Annotated in this window: 10 protein-coding genes, 1 tRNA gene and 1 pseudogene; 11 read left to right on the forward strand and 1 reads right to left on the reverse strand. The window is 61.7% G+C overall.

Features of this window, described 5'->3' with window-relative positions; genetic code table 11:
• Window positions 1-99: 99 nt before the first annotated feature.
• The gene (locus DDF78_RS00735) at window positions 100-1,176 is read right to left on the reverse strand and encodes a metal ABC transporter solute-binding protein, Zn/Mn family (RefSeq protein WP_152579865.1); all 1,077 of its coding nucleotides are present in this window, start codon (window positions 1,174-1,176) and stop codon (window positions 100-102) included.
• A 180-nt stretch (window positions 1,177-1,356) separates the two neighbouring features.
• Here DDF78_RS00735 and DDF78_RS00740 point away from each other — a divergent pair, with 180 nt between their 5' ends.
• From DDF78_RS00740 to DDF78_RS00790, 11 genes and pseudogenes are all read left to right on the forward strand, one after another.
• A complete protein-coding gene (locus DDF78_RS00740) occupies window positions 1,357-2,232 on the forward strand; it encodes a bifunctional methylenetetrahydrofolate dehydrogenase/methenyltetrahydrofolate cyclohydrolase (RefSeq protein WP_152580018.1) in 876 nt (291 codons plus the stop codon).
• A 183-nt stretch (window positions 2,233-2,415) separates the two neighbouring features.
• Entirely contained in the window at window positions 2,416-3,921 is a 1,506-nt protein-coding gene (rpsA, locus tag DDF78_RS00745; RefSeq protein WP_152579864.1) for a 30S ribosomal protein S1, read from the forward strand.
• Between the two features lie 175 nt (window positions 3,922-4,096).
• On the forward strand, window positions 4,097-4,771 hold the full coding sequence (gene coaE, locus DDF78_RS00750; protein ID WP_152580017.1) for a dephospho-CoA kinase: 675 nt from the start codon (window positions 4,097-4,099) through the stop codon (window positions 4,769-4,771).
• A 91-nt stretch (window positions 4,772-4,862) separates the two neighbouring features.
• Window positions 4,863-6,974, forward strand: coding sequence for an excinuclease ABC subunit UvrB (gene uvrB, locus DDF78_RS00755; protein ID WP_152579863.1), 2,112 nt, complete (start codon window positions 4,863-4,865; stop codon window positions 6,972-6,974).
• Between the two features lie 113 nt (window positions 6,975-7,087).
• Window positions 7,088-8,083 carry a TerC family protein gene (locus DDF78_RS00760; RefSeq protein ID WP_152579862.1) on the forward strand — a complete coding sequence of 332 codons (996 nt, stop codon included), beginning with the start codon at window positions 7,088-7,090 and terminating at the stop codon, window positions 8,081-8,083.
• A gap of 197 nt (window positions 8,084-8,280) precedes the next feature.
• A complete protein-coding gene (pyk, locus tag DDF78_RS00765; protein WP_152579861.1) occupies window positions 8,281-9,723 on the forward strand; it encodes a pyruvate kinase in 1,443 nt (480 codons plus the stop codon).
• Between the two features lie 306 nt (window positions 9,724-10,029).
• Window positions 10,030-10,103: transfer RNA gene (locus DDF78_RS00770), tRNA-Leu, on the forward strand.
• Between the two features lie 83 nt (window positions 10,104-10,186).
• A complete protein-coding gene (locus tag DDF78_RS00775) occupies window positions 10,187-10,978 on the forward strand; it encodes an ANTAR domain-containing response regulator (protein WP_152579860.1) in 792 nt (263 codons plus the stop codon).
• A 187-nt stretch (window positions 10,979-11,165) separates the two neighbouring features.
• Window positions 11,166-14,090 (forward strand): DNA polymerase I, encoded by a 2,925-nt coding sequence (gene polA / locus DDF78_RS00780; RefSeq protein ID WP_152579859.1) that lies wholly within the window; start codon window positions 11,166-11,168, stop codon window positions 14,088-14,090.
• Between the two features lie 69 nt (window positions 14,091-14,159).
• A pseudogene (locus DDF78_RS00785) lies at window positions 14,160-15,044 on the forward strand (Nif3-like dinuclear metal center hexameric protein); the annotation flags it as partial.
• Window positions 15,045-15,440: 396 nt separating this feature from the next.
• Entirely contained in the window at window positions 15,441-16,019 is a 579-nt protein-coding gene (locus DDF78_RS00790; RefSeq protein WP_237564504.1) for an NUDIX hydrolase, read from the forward strand.
• Window positions 16,020-16,166 lie beyond the last annotated feature (147 nt).

The raw sequence follows: 16,166 nt of genomic DNA on the forward strand, positions 1-16,166 counted from the left end.
GGCGCGTGCCTGCTCGTACTTGCTTCTTACTTTCTCACTTTTCCGACGGCGTAGAACTCTGCGAGCCCTGCAGTGAACTGGATGCGGCGGGGGAGGGGCTTAGTCGGAGCCTGGCGACTGTGCTGCCGACGCTGGCGACGACGGTGAAGAGTCTGGGCTATGTGAGTTACCTGTGTTAGCTGGATTACCTGTGCCGTCTTGCGCATTGCCGGATGCATCACCCGCGCACACTGCTGCGATGACGGGCGATGCCAGAGCGCTGACCCAGTCGACAAGCGCCGAAGCACCAGCGGGCATCTGCTCAGGGACATCAACAATGGGAACCTTGCCGGTTTTGGCCGAGGCGAGCAGCGCGGCGGCAGTTTCATCGGGCTTGAGCCCGTTGCCGATCAGCACGTCGACCTGTTTGTCTTCCAGCAGCTTGCGAAAATCCTTGACTCCGCTGGGCGAATCGACGGAAGGCGCAGCATCTGACTGCGGCTGCGTGCCGGCTGCTGCCAGAGCCGATTGCGCATAGCTCTGCGGCGTGCGGTCCTTGAGTCCCAGATCGGCCATGAGATAGAAGGCCGAGGCATCGAGCGAGGCATACGTTGAGTTCTTATGCGCCTTGGCGAATGCGGCGAACTCATCGTCGAGCTTGCCCTCCGCGCCGCGCCATGTCTTGAGGCGGGCGGCGAAGGCCTTCTTCTTCGCGGGGCGGGCCTTGCTGAAGGCCTCGGCCAGCTCCGAAGCCATGCCGGCGCGCGCATCCTTGGAGAACCACAGGTAGGGGTTGTCGCCGTCCATCGCGCCCACGGTTTCCGCGGCGGAGACGATCGCGCCGCCCTTGGACAGATTCTTCGCCGCCCAGTCGTCGTATCCGGCCCCGTTCGCAACGATGATATCGGCGTGCCGCAGCGCATCGATATTTGCCGAGCTCGGCGCGAAGCCTTGTGCAGCGGGCGTGTCGGGCGGCAGGATGGACACGACCTTGACATCCGCGCCGCCGATCTGCCTGGCGAGCGAGGCCCACTGATTCAGCGAGGCGACGACGGCGATGGGGCCTGCGGGTGTGGGCGTCGCAGCCGAATGCCTGGCATCCGGGGAAGCTGCGTCGCAGGCTGCCAGCGACAGCGCCGCAATCGCCGCGAGCGCGAGCATGGCAGCATGTCGCAGCGCCTTCATTCGTAACGTCATGCAAGCCCTCCTTGCACATGTCGTTGCCGCCACAGTCGGTGTAGCGTGGATATCGCACCTGCGTCCGATGCATCGGCGACGAAAAGGAATCGATACCCCTAACGATAATCTACAAGGTGCCGTATGCGCGGTGCCATATGCGCGAGAAGGAATCAACGAAGGCAAGGAGAGCGAATGACGATGCCCGTGAAGCTTGACGGAAAGCAGGTAGCCAGCGAGATCAAAGCCGATCTGGCGCGGCGCGTACGTGCGCTTGCCCAGCGTGGCGTGCAGCCAGGCCTGGGCACGCTGCTGGTCGGGGAGGACCCGGCCTCGGCCAAATACGTATCCGGCAAGCATACGGACTGCGCCGAAGTGGGCATTCGCTCCATCCGTCGCGAGCTGCCCGCCGACGCCGGGCGGGAGGCGATACTCGAAGCCGTGCGTTCGCTCAACGAGGATCCGGACTGCACGGGCTTCATCGTGCAGCTGCCGCTGCCGCAAGGCGTCGATCAGGGCGCGATCATCGATGCGATCGATCCGGCCAGGGACGCCGACGGCATGCACCCATACAACCTCGGCGAGCTGGTGCTGCATGTCGCCGGGGATATCGCCACGCCGCTGCCGTGCACGCCGCGCGGCATCCTGGAACTGCTTGCCCGCTACGACATCGAGCTGGGCGGCAAGAATGTGTGCGTGCTCGGGCGCGGCATCACCATCGGGCGCACGATACCGCTGCTGCTCACGCGCCGCGGCGTCGATGCGACCGTTACGCTGTGCCATACCGGCACCCAGGATGTGCGCAGCTACTTGCGGCGTGCTGATGTGATCGTCTCCGCGACTGGTCATCCGGGCTTTGTGCAGCCTGACGACGTCAAGCCCGGCGCCGTGCTCGTTGATGTGGGCATTGCGCGGGTGTTCGATGAGGAATCGGGCCGGTACCGCATCAAAGGCGACATCGACAAGGTCTGCTACGAAGTGGCCGGGGCCTACACACCGAATCCGGGGGGAGTCGGCCCGATGACGCGTGCGATGCTGCTGACCAATGTCGTGGAGATGGCCGAGCGCCGGGTCTGATGTCATGGTGCGTGACATGCCGTGCGACATAGTGCGTGACATAGCGCTCGACACGCCCGGAATACTCATGATTCTTTGGATATGGCTCCTTGTATTCTGTTATCCGTATGTGCCTGCAAAGGCACGCGATAACTGAAAATCGGTAATATCCACATAACCTAGTAAACAGAAACCACTTAATTAATGGCAGAGAACAATACGGAAGTCACCAAGGTCGCGATCAACGACATCGGCACCGAAGAGGACTTCATCAAGGCAGTCGATTCCACCATCAAGAACTTCGATGATGGCGATCTGGTCGAGGGAACCGTCGTCAAGGTCGATCATGACGAGGTCCTGCTCGACATCGGCTACAAGACCGAGGGCGTCATTCCCTCCCGCGAACTTTCCATCAAGAAAGATGTCAAGCCCGAAGAGGTCGTCGAGGTCGGCGATTCGATCGAGGCTCTCGTCGTCACCAAAGAGGACAAGGAAGGCCGTCTGATCCTGTCCAAGAAGCGTGCGCAGTACGAGCGCGCCTGGGGCGACATCGAGTCCATCAAGGACGCCGACGGCGTTGTTGAAGGCACCGTCATTGAAGCTGTCAAGGGCGGCCTGATCGTCGATATCGGTCTGCGTGGCTTCCTGCCTGCGTCGCTGGTCGAAATGCGCCGCGTACGCGATCTGACGCCGTTCATCGGCCAGAAGATAAAGGCCAAGATCCTTGAGCTCGACAAGAACCGCAACAATGTGGTGCTCTCCCGTCGCCAGTACCTTGAGGAGACTCAGTCCGAGGTGCGCGAGACCTTCCTCTCCCAGCTCAAGAAGGGCCAGATTCGCGAGGGCGTCGTGTCCTCCATCGTCAACTTCGGCGCGTTCGTCGATCTTGGCGGCGTCGACGGCCTGATTCACGTCTCCGAGCTGTCCTGGAAGCACATCGACCACCCGTCGGAAGTCGTCAAGGTCGGTGACAAGGTCACCGTCGAGGTGCTTGACGTCGATCTCGACCGCGAGCGTATTTCCCTGTCGCTCAAGGCGACCCAGGAGGATCCGTGGCAGCGCTTCGCACGCACCCACGTTCCCGGCCAGATCGTCAAGGGCAAGGTCACCAAGATCGTGCAGTTCGGCGTGTTCGTGTCCGTCGAAGACGGCATCGAGGGCCTGGTGCACATCTCTGAGCTGGCCAACCGTCACGTGGACAACCCCGAGACGGTCGTCAAGCCGAACGAAGAGGTATTCGTCAAGGTGATCGACGTCGATCTCGATCGTCGCCGCATCTCCCTGTCCCTCAAGCAGGCCAACGACTCCGTCGACGCGACTTCCGAGGACTTCGATCCCGCGCTCTACGGCATGCCCGCCGAGTACGACGACGAGGGCAACTACAAGTACCCCGAAGGCTTCGACCCGACGACCAACGAGTGGATCGCCGGCTTCGAGCAGCAGCGCGAGGAGTGGGAGTCGCAGTACGCGGCCGCCCACGACCTGTGGGAGCAGCACAAGGAGTTCGTCGCCAAGGAGAACGAGAACGCGGCCGCTTCAGCTGCCGAGGATGGCCAGGGCCAGAACGAGCATCACGAACGCTCTGCCGCTGCCGCCACTGGTTCGTCGGAAGCTTCGAACTACTCCTCTGACGCTTCGAACGAAGGAACCCTCGCCGGTTCCGATCAGCTTGCCGCGCTTCGCGAGCAGCTGCTGAGCGAAAAGAAGTGAGCTTGAGAGGCTAGGCGGTCTTGTGACTCGCTAGCCTCACGAGTTCGTTGCAGCCCGGTACCCGAAAGGGGCCGGGCTGCACTTGTATCCGCCCCCTTCCTGCGCTGTTGGCTTGCTGTTTGATTGGCGGCGGGCGGGGCTGTCTTACATCGCCTTCGATCTTCTTCGCGATACGATGGAAGGCATGATGAGAATCGGACTGACCGGCGGTATTGCGGCCGGCAAGAGCACTGTGGCGCAGCATCTCAACAATCTGGGATTAACCGTCATCGACTATGACGCTTTGGCGCGGCAGGTCGTCGCACCCGGCAGCGAAGGACTGCGCCAGATTGTGCAGGAGTTCGGGAACGGGGCCGTCACAGCCGATGGGCAATTGAATCGGGCGTGGATGGCCGAGCATGTGTTCGGCGAGCATGCGGCACCCGGCGCGCGCGAACGACTTGACGCCATCGAACACCCGCTGATTTACGAGGCTGCTAGGCGCATTGAGCGCTCGATAGTAGGCAACGCCTCGATACCATGCAATGACACGAGCCCGCAACCACCCGCTATCGTCGTGCACGACGTACCGCTGCTCGCCGAAGTGATTGGCTCCATGCCGTTCTCCTTCGCGCATATCGTCTCGGTCGAAGCACCAGCGGAAACGCGTGTTGCGCGAATGATGAGCACACGGGGCATGAGCCGCGAGCAGGCGCTGGCGCGCATCCGGCACCAGTCCAGTGAGGCAGAGCGCAGGGCGCTGGCTGATGAGGTCATCGACGCCACGCAGCCTATCGAACGAATGTTCGAACGTGTTGATACGCTGGTTGCACAATGGCGAAGCGAACTTCGCCACTCGCCGTATCGTTGATGACGCCGTTCGGTGTGCGGCAGGGAGTCGCATGCGGCAGGGAATTGCGTGCAGCAGAGAATACAGACAGACGGCCAAGGATCGGATGGATATGGGATTCAATATCGAGCGTGCGAACAAGCCCTTCGTCGTCAAATCGCCCTACCATCCTTCGGGCGACCAGCCGCAGGCCATTGACGAGCTGGCGGCGCGCATCGAGAACGGCGAGAACGACGTGGTGCTCATGGGCGCGACGGGAACCGGCAAGACGGCGACCACCGCATGGCTTATCGAGAAGCTGCAGCGCCCCACGTTGATTCTGGAGCCGAACAAGACCCTTGCCGCGCAGCTATGCGCCGAATTCCGCGAGCTCATGCCCGACAATGCCGTGAGCTATTTCGTGTCATATTACGACTACTACCAGCCCGAGGCCTACATTCCGCAGACGGATACCTACATCGAGAAGGATTCGAACATCAACGACGATGTGGAGCGGCTGCGCCATGCGGCCACTGCCAACCTGCTCACCCGGCGCGACTGCGTCGTTGTGGCCACGGTTTCCTGCATCTACGGTCTGGGCACGCCCGAGGAGTACGCCGGCCGCATGCTCTTCCTGGAAGAGGGCCAGCAGATAGACCGCGATACGCTGCTGCGCAAATTCGTCGACATGCAGTACAAGCGCAACGATATCGCCTTCACGCGCGGCACTTTCCGCGTGCGCGGCGACACCGTCGAGATCATCCCGGTCTACGAGGAGCTTGCTGTGCGCATCGAGTTCTTCGGCGACGAGATCGACCGCATCTCGACGCTGCATCCGCTCACCGGCGACGTGATCGACCACGAGCAATCCGTCCATATCTTCCCGGCCTCGCACTACGTGGCTGGCCCGGAGCGCATGGAGCGGGCGCTGAAAGACATCAAAGCCGAGCTCGACGTCCGCGTTGCGGAGCTGCGCAAACAGGGCAAGGAGCTGGAAGCCCAACGCCTGACAATGCGCACTACGTATGATTTGGAGATGCTCACGCAGGTGGGCGTGTGCTCCGGCATCGAGAACTACTCGCGGCATTTCGACGGTCGCGACCCCGGTACCGCGCCGCACACGCTGCTTGACTTCTTCCCGGACGACTTCCTGCTGGTCATCGACGAATCGCATGTCACCGTGCCCCAGATCGGCGCGATGTACGAGGGCGACGCCAGCCGCAAGCGCACGCTGGTCGAGCACGGCTTCCGCTTGCCTTCGGCGATGGACAACCGGCCGCTCAAATGGCCGGAATTCCTGCAGCGTGTCGGCCAGACCATCTACCTGTCCGCCACGCCAGGCGACTACGAGATGGGGCTTTCCGACGGCGTGGTGGAGCAGATCATTCGCCCGACCGGCCTGCTTGACCCCCAGATCGAAGTGCGTCCGGTCGAAGGGCAGATCGACGATCTGCTTGCCGAGATCAAGGATCGCGTCGCCAAGCATGAGCGCACCCTGGTGACGACGCTGACCAAGAAGATGGCCGAGGATCTGACGGATTATCTGCTGGAACGCGGCATCAAGGTCGAGTACCTGCATTCCGACGTCGATACGCTCCGTCGCGTGGAGCTGCTGCGTGAGCTGCGCGAGGGCAAAATCGACGTCATCGTGGGCATCAATCTGCTGCGCGAGGGCCTGGACCTGCCCGAAGTGTCGTTGGTGGCAATCCTCGACGCCGACAAGGAGGGCTTCCTGCGTTCCTATCGCTCGCTTATCCAGACGATCGGCCGTGCAGCCCGCAACGTGTCGGGCACTGTGCTCATGTATGCCGATGAGATCACCGACGCGATGCACAAGGCCATCGACGAGACGAATCGCCGCCGCGACAAGCAGATCGCCTACAACACCGAGCACGGCGTTGATCCGCAGCCGCTTATCAAAAAAATCAGCGATGTCAACGATATGCTCGCCAAAGAGGATATCGACACCCAGACCTTGCTTGAAGGCGGCTACCGCAATGCCGGCAAGGCGGGCAACACGCATTTGGGCCTGCCAAACTTCAACCAGGACGAGGCCGACAAGCGCCATGAGGAGATTCTTAAGGCCGGACTGCCCGCGCAGGATCTCGCGGATTTGATTCGTCAGATGAGCGAGCAGATGCACACCGCTGCCGAGCAGCTGCAATTCGAGCTCGCGGCTCGCCTGCGCGACGAGATCCATGACTTGAAGAAGGAGCTGCGTCAAATAACCGAGGCGCAGAAGTAATCGAGTCGCCTGGCAGAAGTCCAGTGGACTCCTGCCAGGCGCGACGAGCGTCTGTTCAAGGCGCGAAGTACAGTGCTGCGGCCCCGTCACCGGCCGTCCGTATGCTTGCTTTCATGTCTGAAACCCCCCTTGCCTTCATGATCGCCACCTTTGTCGTGCTCGCGGTGTTCTTCGCCGTCGATCTGTTCGTCATCGGCCGCAAGCCGCATGTGCCTACGACCAAGGAGAGCCTGCAGCATATCGCGTTCTTCATTGTCATGGCGCTGATTTTCGGCGCGCTGCTCTGGCTCATCGTCGGCGCGAAGCCCGCCGTCGAGTTCTACTCTGGCTGGCTCACCGAATACTCCCTGAGCATCGACAACCTGTTCGTCTTCGTCATCATCATGGCGAATTTCGCAGTGCCGCGCGAGCTGCAGAAATACGTGCTGAGCGTGGGCATCACCGTGGCGCTTGTGTTGCGCGGCGTGTTTATTCTGATTGGTGCCGCGATCATCTCCCGCTTCACCTGGGTGTTCTTCCTCTTCGGCGCTTTTCTGATTGTTACCGCCATAAAGCTGGCAATGGGCGGAGACGACGATGAGGAATATCACGAGAACGCCGTCATCCGGGCCTTGCGCAAGGTGGTGAGCATCACCGACGAGTACGATGGCGAGAAGCTGCGGACCGAAAAGAACGGCGTGCGGCTCTGGACGCCGATGCTCATCGTGTTCCTCACCATCGGCACCACCGACGTGATGTTCGCCTTCGACTCCATACCGGCTATCTTCGGCCTGACCAAGGATCCCTTCATCGTGTTCACCGCCAACGTCTTCGCCCTGCTCGGCCTGCAGCAGCTCTACTTCCTGCTGGGAGCTTTGCTCGACAAGCTCGTGTACCTGCCGGTGGGGCTCTCCGTGGTGCTTGGTTTCATCGGCATCAAGCTCGTCATGGAGGCGCTGAGCGGCAACTCCCTGCCCTTCATCAACGGCGGACACCCTGTCGAGCAAGTGCCCGAAGTGCCTACCTGGCTTTCGCTGGCGGTTATCGTCGTGGCGATCGGCGGCTCCGCGCTGGCCAGCGTGCTCAAGATGCGGCAGGAACCGAGTGCGCAGCAGCAGGGGCAGCAGTAGCTTAAAGGCGTGCAATGCCGCCGAATCGGTGACGATGTGAACGTTCACAACACGCCAAGGCCATCTCATGGACTTCGTCGGGAGCTTACTAGTAGACTTGCTGTAAGTGAGTTGGGTTATACGACGACCCACATGACTGATTGATTGCATTTGACCAACATCACCGTTGACAAATATGGAAGAACAGGTAGGAATTCATGCGTAAAGCCAAGATTGTAGATACCATCGGACCCGCCACCGAATCGTTGGAGAACCTCACGAAGCTCGTTGAAGCGGGCATGGATGTCGCGCGCCTCAACCGCTCGCATGGCACTCCTGAGGACCATCTCAAGGTATACAACAACGTGCGCGAGGCCTCCAAGACGACCGGCCGCAACGTCGCTGCGCTCGTCGACCTGCAAGGCCCGAAGATTCGCTGCGGATGGTTCAAGAAGAACGCCGAGGGCGAGGACAAGGTCCAGCTTGAGACCGGTCAGGAATTCATCATCACGACCGATGACATCGAGGGCGACGAGCACATCACCTCCACCACGTTCAAGGGCCTTCCCGGCGATTGCCACGCAGGCGACCCGATTCTGATCGACGACGGCAAGGTGCGCCTTGAGGTCACCAAGGTCGAGGGCAGCAACGTCTACACCAAGGTCATCGTGGCCGGCCCGGTATCCAGCCATAAGGGCATCAATCTGCCCGGCGTGGCCGTGAGCCTTCCGGCGCTTACCGAGAAGGATGAGTCCGACCTGCGTTGGGCCATTCAGACCGGCGCCGATATCATCGCCATGTCCTTCGTGCGCTTCGCGACCGACATCGACCGCGCCCACGAGATCATGGACGAGGAAGGCCGCCGCATCCCGATCGTCGCCAAGATCGAGAAGCCGCAGGCTGTGGAAAACCTCGAGGAGATCGTCAAGGCCTTCGACGGCATCATGGTCGCCCGTGGTGACATGGCTGTGGAAATGCCCTTCGAAGAGGTCCCGCTGGTCACCAAGCGCTGCATCGAGCTGGCCCGTCAGTACGCCAAGCCGGTTATCGTCGCGACCGAGGTCCTCGGCTCGATGGTCAACTCCCCGGTGCCTTCGCGCGCCGAGGCTTCCGACTGCGCCAACGCGATTCTTGACGGCTCCGATGCCACGATGACGTCGAATGAGACGGCTGTGGGCAACTATCCCACCGAGACGGTGGATACCATGAGCCGCATCTCGAGCTACGCCACCGAGCACGGATACGACCGCATCCCCAAGCTCAAGATCATCGACATGTCGAGCACGGGCGCCGTCTCCTCAGCCGCCGTCGATCTGGCCGACAAGCTCAACGCCAAGGCCATCGTGGCTTACACCCAGACCGGCCACACCGTGCAGCGCGTCTCGCGTGAGCGCCCTGTCGCACCGATCTATGGCCTGACCAACAGCGAGCACACCTATCACTGGCTTGCGCTGAGCTGGGGCACTGAGGCGTTCCTGCTGCCGGGCGACTACCACGACATGAGCCGCAACGATCTCATGGTCTTCACCGACAAGACGCTGCGCGATGCTGGCAAGGTCGTCAACGGCGACAAGATCGTCGTGCTCAGCTCCGCCCAGGGCGTGCACCAGTCGGGCAGCACCGATTCCATCTATGTGCACACCGTCGGCGCCTGCGATTGATTCCATCGCGGCCTGCGGGTCTTGCGCATGATGCTGATGCCGCGCAGCCGATATTCTTCCCAACAGAGGGATATCAGGCTGCGCGGCATCAGTCGTCTTCGCAGCAGGAACCTGTGCCGCTGATTGCGCAGCTCGTTCGCTGACGGCCTAGAGCATGGCTGACGGACGCTGTGAACAACCGGCAAATAGCTGCTGCGCACATGCCGCACATGCAAGTTTGCGACACACGACTTGCGCGGTCTCATGAGTATGGTAAATTGCCATGTGGCAGTGAGACGCGGCAAGCGTCGCGCTCAACGATGCAACGCCCTTGTATCCCAATTGGTAGAGGAAACAGCCTCAAAATCTGTGCAGTGTGGGTTCGAGTCCCACCAAGGGCACGCCAGGCCGGTCGAGCCGTATTCGATGCAGTGAATCATGGACGGATTCCGGGTGACAACGTGATTGTGGAAAGAGGCTTCAGATGACTACAACGAAGAAGGAAACAGAAGTGCCTGATGTCACCGAACCCGTGCTCACCGATGAGGAGCTCAAGGCCGTGGCGCAAGGTGAAGCGGAGACGGTGAGCGAACAGCCCGCCGCAGCCGAGCATAAGCCGCACAAGCCTACTGTCGTAGTGGCCGAAGACGAGTCCGTGAACCGCATGGATCTGGTCGCGATGCTTGAAGATAATGGTTACGATGTGCTGGGCGAGGCTGCGAATGGCGAGGAGGCCATCGAGCTCACCCGCAAGTTCCGTCCCGATGTCGTGTGCATGGATGTCAAGATGCCGCGCGTGGATGGCATCGTCGCGGCGGGCACCATCTGCGATGAGAACATCGCCCCGGTGGTGATGCTGACGGCGTATTCGCAGCCTGATCTCGTCAAGCAGGCGACCGGCGCGGGCGCGATGGCCTATGTCACCAAGCCCTATGAGGAGTCCAAGCTGCTGCCGGCCCTTGAGGTCGCGATGGGGCGCTTCGCGGAGATTAACGATCTGCTCGACAGCGTGGAACGCAGCGAGGGGAAGCTTCAAGAAGCGCAGGACGTGCTCAAGAAGACCGAGGAGAAGCTCAAGAAGGCTGAGGATACCCTCGAAGAGCGCAAGTTCGTCGACCGGGCCAAGGGCCTGTTGATGGACAAGGCTGACTTCTCCGAGCAGGGCGCTTTCCGCTGGATTCAGAAGACCTCGATGGATCAGCGCATTCCGAAGAAGCGTCTGGCCATGGCCATCATCGCCAAATACGGCGACGAGAAGCCTGAAACTACTGAGTGAATGCACTGAGAGGCGGGATGCACTGAGCAGAGTGCACTAAGTAAAAGGCACTGAGTAAAAGGCGCTGAGTACAGTGCATGGTGCAGTGAGCGGTGCAGCGTGAACGGATACAGGGTGTCAATCCTCGCGTGATAGCGTTATACCGTGATAATAGCCAAGAGTCTGGCAGGCAAGCGATAGGCAGGATATGAGCGAAGAACAAGGCCCTGAGGAAACACTGCTGGTTGTCGACGGGCATTCGCTTGCGTTCCGCGCGTATTTCGCGCTGCCGGTCGAGAATTTCTCGACGTCCGCAGGGCAAGCCACCAATGCAGTGTGGGGCTTCGCCACCATGCTCGCTCAGGTGATCGAGGCGGAGAAGCCCAATCACCTGGCCGTCGCCTTCGATGTTGCGGGCGGCACCTTCCGCAACACGATGCTGCCGCAGTACAAGGGCACACGCGATGCGGCTCCTGAGGAGCTGCTCAGCCAGCTTCCGCTCATCCAGGACATGCTTACCGCGCTGGGCGTCACCTATATCGAGATGCCTGGATACGAGGGCGACGATGTGATCGGCACGCTGGCGACGATGGGGGAGGACCGCGGCTACCGCACGCTGGTGCTCTCCGGCGACAGGGATGCCTTCCAGCTGGTCGATGATGCGATCACCGTGCTGTATCCGGGGCATCACTTCAAAGACCTCAAGCATATGACTCCTGACGCGATCGAGGAGAAATACCGTGTCACGCCGCAGCAGTACCCGGATCTGGCGGCATTGCGCGGGGAGACCGCGGACAATATCCCCGGCGTGCCCGGCGTGGGCGACGGGTACGCCGCCAAATGGATCAGCCAGTTCGGCTCCCTCGAAGGCATCATCGATCATGCCGAGGATATCTCCGGCAAGAAGGGCGAGTCGCTGCGCGCCAATCTGGATCAGGTCAGGCTCAACCGCAAGGTCAACGCGCTGGTGCGCGACCTCGATCTTGGCGTGAAGATCGAGGACTGCACCTTCGGCCAGGTCGATGCGCCTCGACTCGACAAACTGTTCACCCAGCTCGAATTCGGCGCACGCACTAAACAGCGCGTATTGAAGACCTTCGGCACTGTTGGCACACTCGATGCCGCAGCTAGCTCTGCGATCGAAGAGGATGCGCCGCAGGCCCTCGTACAACCACAGACGGAGCGCATCGAGCATGCCGAGGCGTTGCAGCTCTGGGTGCAGCAGTACCTTCCGGCAGCTGCCGACGATGCCCAGCAGCACGATGAGGCCGCGGCGCAACAAGAGGCGCAAGATCAGCAGCCGCAGACTCCGACTGGCGCATTGGATAGTGCGGCAAACGCTGCACCGGCTGAATCCGCTGAAGATTTCCAGCATATCGTTGACGGAACCGCGCAGTGCGGTCCGGGCATGGCTGCGACCTGGGTGCTGCACGCCCTGGGGTCGCCGAAGCCAGGCCACGCCTCGCTTGACATGGTGGTATTGCTGGCCGGCGACCATGCGGCGGTATTGCCCGGCGACATGGACGGCGGGCTTCATGACGCTATCCAAACGCTGCTCAATGAGCGTCACGGCTCGCTTGTCGTGCATGGGTACAAGGAGCATAAGCATATTCTGGGCGCGGCCGGCCTGAAACTGGGCGCCCCCTACTTCGATACGAAACTGGCCGGATACCTCGTCCATCCGGATTTCCACGCGGACTCGCTTGAGCAGGCAGCCGAGCATTTCCTCGATATTCGTGTGGAGACCTCCGACGCCGTGACTCAGGGCCAGCTTGACCTGGATGACGATCAGCCGGAGCATGGTGAATTCGACAGCGCGGTAGAGCAGTCGGCCATTGTGCGGCTGCTCGCCGATACGTTGGCGCCGCAGCTGGATGAGCGTCGGCAGTTCGGGCTGCTGCACTCCATCGAAATGCCTGTTTCCGATGTGCTGCACGGCATGGAGCGCACCGGCGCCTATGTGAATGTGCAGCGGCTGGTCGATATGCGCGACCAGTTCTCCGCCGAGGCCAGCCAGGCCCAGGAGATCGCATGGCATGCCGCGGGCACCGAGGTCAACCTGCAAAGCCCCAAGCAGCTGCAGAAGGTGCTTTTTGATGACATGGGGCTCAAGCCCACGCGCCGCACCAAATCCGGCTCCTACACCACCAACGCCTCATCCTTGCAGGATCTGTACGTCAAATCGGTCAATAATGAGCAGGCCAATGCCTTCCTTGGCGCACTGCTGCGTCACCGAGAGACCAACAAGCTCAAGCAGATCGTGCAGACGCTTATCGACGCCTCGAATAAGCGCGATATGCGAGTGCATACGACCTTCGAGCAGACTGTGGCCGCTACAGGGCGACTGAGCTCCGTGGACCCGAATCTGCAGAACATTCCCAACCGCAATGCCGCCGGGCGTGAGATTCGCTCCGCCTTCGTGCCGGGGGAGGGCTACGAATCGCTGCTCAGCTGCGACTACTCGCAGGTCGAGCTGCGCATCATGGCCGACCTGTCCGGCGACGAGGCGCTTATCGAAGCCTTCCGCTCCGGCACGGATTTCCACAAATATGTGGCAAGCCTGGTCTACGACCTGCCCGTGGCTGATATCTCCTCGGACCAGCGCAGCCACGTAAAGGCCATGAGCTACGGTCTGGCCTACGGACTGAGCACCTATGGACTGGCCCACCAGCTCAAGATCAGCCCTGCGGCCGCCGACGTACTCAAGGAGAAGTACTTCGCGACCTTCGGCAAGGTCCATGACTATCTCGAATCGCTGGTTCAGACCGCGAAACGCAAGGGATACACCGAAACCATCTTCGGACGTCGGCGCTACTTCCCGGCGCTCAAATCAACCAGCCGGGTGGCTAGGGATGCCGCTGAACGCGGCGCGCTGAACGCACCGATTCAGGGCTCCGCCGCCGATATCATGAAGCTGGCGATGATACGCGCCGAACGGCTCCTGCGCGAGGCCGGGGCGGCCAGCCGCATCATTCTGCAGATTCATGACGAACTGGTCATCGAAGTCGCGCCGGGCGAGGCCGAACAGGTGAGCGAACTCGTCAGGGACGCCATGGAGCACGCCGTGAACCTCGCCGTGCCGTTGGATGTCTCCATCGGCATCGGCGCGGACTGGCAGCTCGCCGCACACTGATCGCCATGCACTGATTGCTAATTGACACCGGCCAGCCACCACCATCAAGTCTCGAGAAAGGACGTCCCATTGCCTACGCTCAAGCAAGTCGTTGATGTGCTGGAAGAGCTGTACCCGCTGCGGTACGCCGAGGAATGGGACGCTCCTGGGCTGATCGTTGGCGATTTGCACGCGCCGGTGCTCCGCATCGCCTTCGCGGTCGACCCGACGATGGAAGTCGTGCGCGAGGCTCTGGCCATGTCTGCTGATCTACTGATCTGCCATCACCCGTTGTTCTTCCGCCCGGTGCATGCCGTCTCCGGACTTGATTTCCGCGGCGCAATCGTCGGCGAGCTCTATGCCGGCCATTGCGCGCTCTGGGTCGGGCATACCAACGCCGACTGCGCATATCGCGGCGTCGCGCAAGCCGCTGCTGACGCCTTCGGCCTGATCGAGCAGCGCCCCCTGACGCCGATAGCTGATCCCAAAGCTGAGCTTCCGGTAGGACTGGGCCGTGTCGGTCGCTTGGAACGCCCGATGAGTCTGGAAGCATTCGCGCGGCGGGTCGCTGCGGCGCTGCCGCCAACCAGGCTCGGCGTGCAGGTGGGCGGCGAACTGACCTCGCAAATCAGCAGCGTCGCCGTGCTGCCCGGATCCGGCGATTCCATGTTCGACGACGTGCGCGCATGCGCCGCCGACGTGTATGTGACCAGTGATCTGCGCCATCATCCCGCGACTGACGCGCTGCAGCAGATGCGCTACGAGGCCTCCTTGCGCGCCAGCGGGATTGCAGTGGGGCAAGGGAGCGTTTCGGGCCGGCCAGCGCTGATCAACACCGCCCATAGTGCCATCGAGTCGCTGTGGCTGCGTTATGCCATCGAGGATGTGCCGCGGGCTCTCAAACGCAGCGGTGTGCAGGAGCCGGTCGAGATGCGGCGCATCGAGCGCAGCACCGACCCTTGGACGCTGTCGATACAGTACGACAATCAGGCGGGAGCCGATTCCCAGAAGAATGCTGGCGCTCAGGTGGGTTCCGATTCTCAGGAGAGTTCCGGCGTTCAGACGGCTTTCAGCAGTGGGGTGCAGGATGGCATGCGGCTTGCGGCTCTGCGCAGCGGCAACGGACCGGATGATGCAACCGGTGAAACGACCAGCAATGGCGACGCAGCCGGTGAAACGACCAGCGACGGCGACGCAATCAGTGATACAACTGGCAACGGCGGCACAATCAGTGACGCGACTGGTGACGCGACCAGTGACACAACGAATACGAGGCATGGCGCGATGAATCACAGCAGAATGGCGAAGGGACGGCATATGCCCTTGGGGGCCGCTCGGGATGAGGCGGAGATTCAGGGCACGCGCATCGATATGGACAAGTCGTCGCAGATCACCGGCTCGAAGAAGGTCTATCAGGGGTTCGTGTTTTCAGTCGAGGACCGCGGCGTGCTGCTGCCCGCGCATGAAGGCGAGCCGGTGGCCATACGCCGGCAGGTGGTGTGCCGCGCCCCCAGCGTCGTGCTGCTAGTGCATGACACCGTAAATGACCGGTACCTGGCCGAACGCGAGTACCGCGCCGGCTCGAACGGCTTCGCCTACGGCATCCCCGCCGGACTGATCGACCTGGGCGAGGACCCGGAGCAGGCCGCGTTGCGCGAGTTGCGCGAGGAGACCGGCGTGGAGCCCGAGGCAGGTATGATGACGATCGACCGGGTCGGCACCTTCTATTCCTCTGAAGGTATGAGCGACGAGATCGCGCACGTCATGGTGATGCATCTGGACCGCTGGCATGGCGCGGACCGCCATTTCGATGCCGACGAATACGTGGAATCGGCCTGGGTGAGTTGGGGCGAACTGCTGCATCTGCCCATCGTCTCCTCGAACTCGGTCATTGCCGTCCAGCATGAGACGCTGCGCCGCCTGCGCGAGGAATCCTCACGCAAAAGCTGAGCTCATATGGCTGCCAGTGCCGCTCATAGCACACCCAGGCGGCGCGCGCGACCCTTTTCACAGAGCGAAGAGCGCTGCCGCCCTCGTCTGCATCGCCACACGTAATGGCGGAATTCCGGCGATTCTCAGGCAGCCTCAAACGTAGAA

It is taken from the genome of Bifidobacterium tibiigranuli (assembly GCF_009371885.1).
Lineage (GTDB): Bacteria > Actinomycetota > Actinomycetes > Actinomycetales > Bifidobacteriaceae > Bifidobacterium > Bifidobacterium tibiigranuli.

What these genes read in the sequence shown, in the direction of transcription:
- DDF78_RS00740 (WP_152580018.1), top strand. Translation starts at nt 1,357, where the DNA reads ATGCCCGTGAAGCTTGACGGAAAGCAGGTAGCCAGCGAGATCAAAGCC.
- DDF78_RS00790 (WP_237564504.1), top strand. Translation starts at nt 15,441, where the DNA reads ATGGACAAGTCGTCGCAGATCACCGGCTCGAAGAAGGTCTATCAGGGG.
- DDF78_RS00735 (WP_152579865.1), bottom strand. Translation starts at nt 1,176, where the DNA reads ATGACGTTACGAATGAAGGCGCTGCGACATGCTGCCATGCTCGCGCTC.
- polA (WP_152579859.1), top strand. Translation starts at nt 11,166, where the DNA reads ATGAGCGAAGAACAAGGCCCTGAGGAAACACTGCTGGTTGTCGACGGG.
- rpsA (WP_152579864.1), top strand. Translation starts at nt 2,416, where the DNA reads ATGGCAGAGAACAATACGGAAGTCACCAAGGTCGCGATCAACGACATC.
- pyk (WP_152579861.1), top strand. Translation starts at nt 8,281, where the DNA reads ATGCGTAAAGCCAAGATTGTAGATACCATCGGACCCGCCACCGAATCG.
- coaE (WP_152580017.1), top strand. Translation starts at nt 4,097, where the DNA reads ATGGAAGGCATGATGAGAATCGGACTGACCGGCGGTATTGCGGCCGGC.
- DDF78_RS00775 (WP_152579860.1), top strand. Translation starts at nt 10,187, where the DNA reads ATGACTACAACGAAGAAGGAAACAGAAGTGCCTGATGTCACCGAACCC.
- DDF78_RS00760 (WP_152579862.1), top strand. Translation starts at nt 7,088, where the DNA reads ATGTCTGAAACCCCCCTTGCCTTCATGATCGCCACCTTTGTCGTGCTC.
- uvrB (WP_152579863.1), top strand. Translation starts at nt 4,863, where the DNA reads ATGGGATTCAATATCGAGCGTGCGAACAAGCCCTTCGTCGTCAAATCG.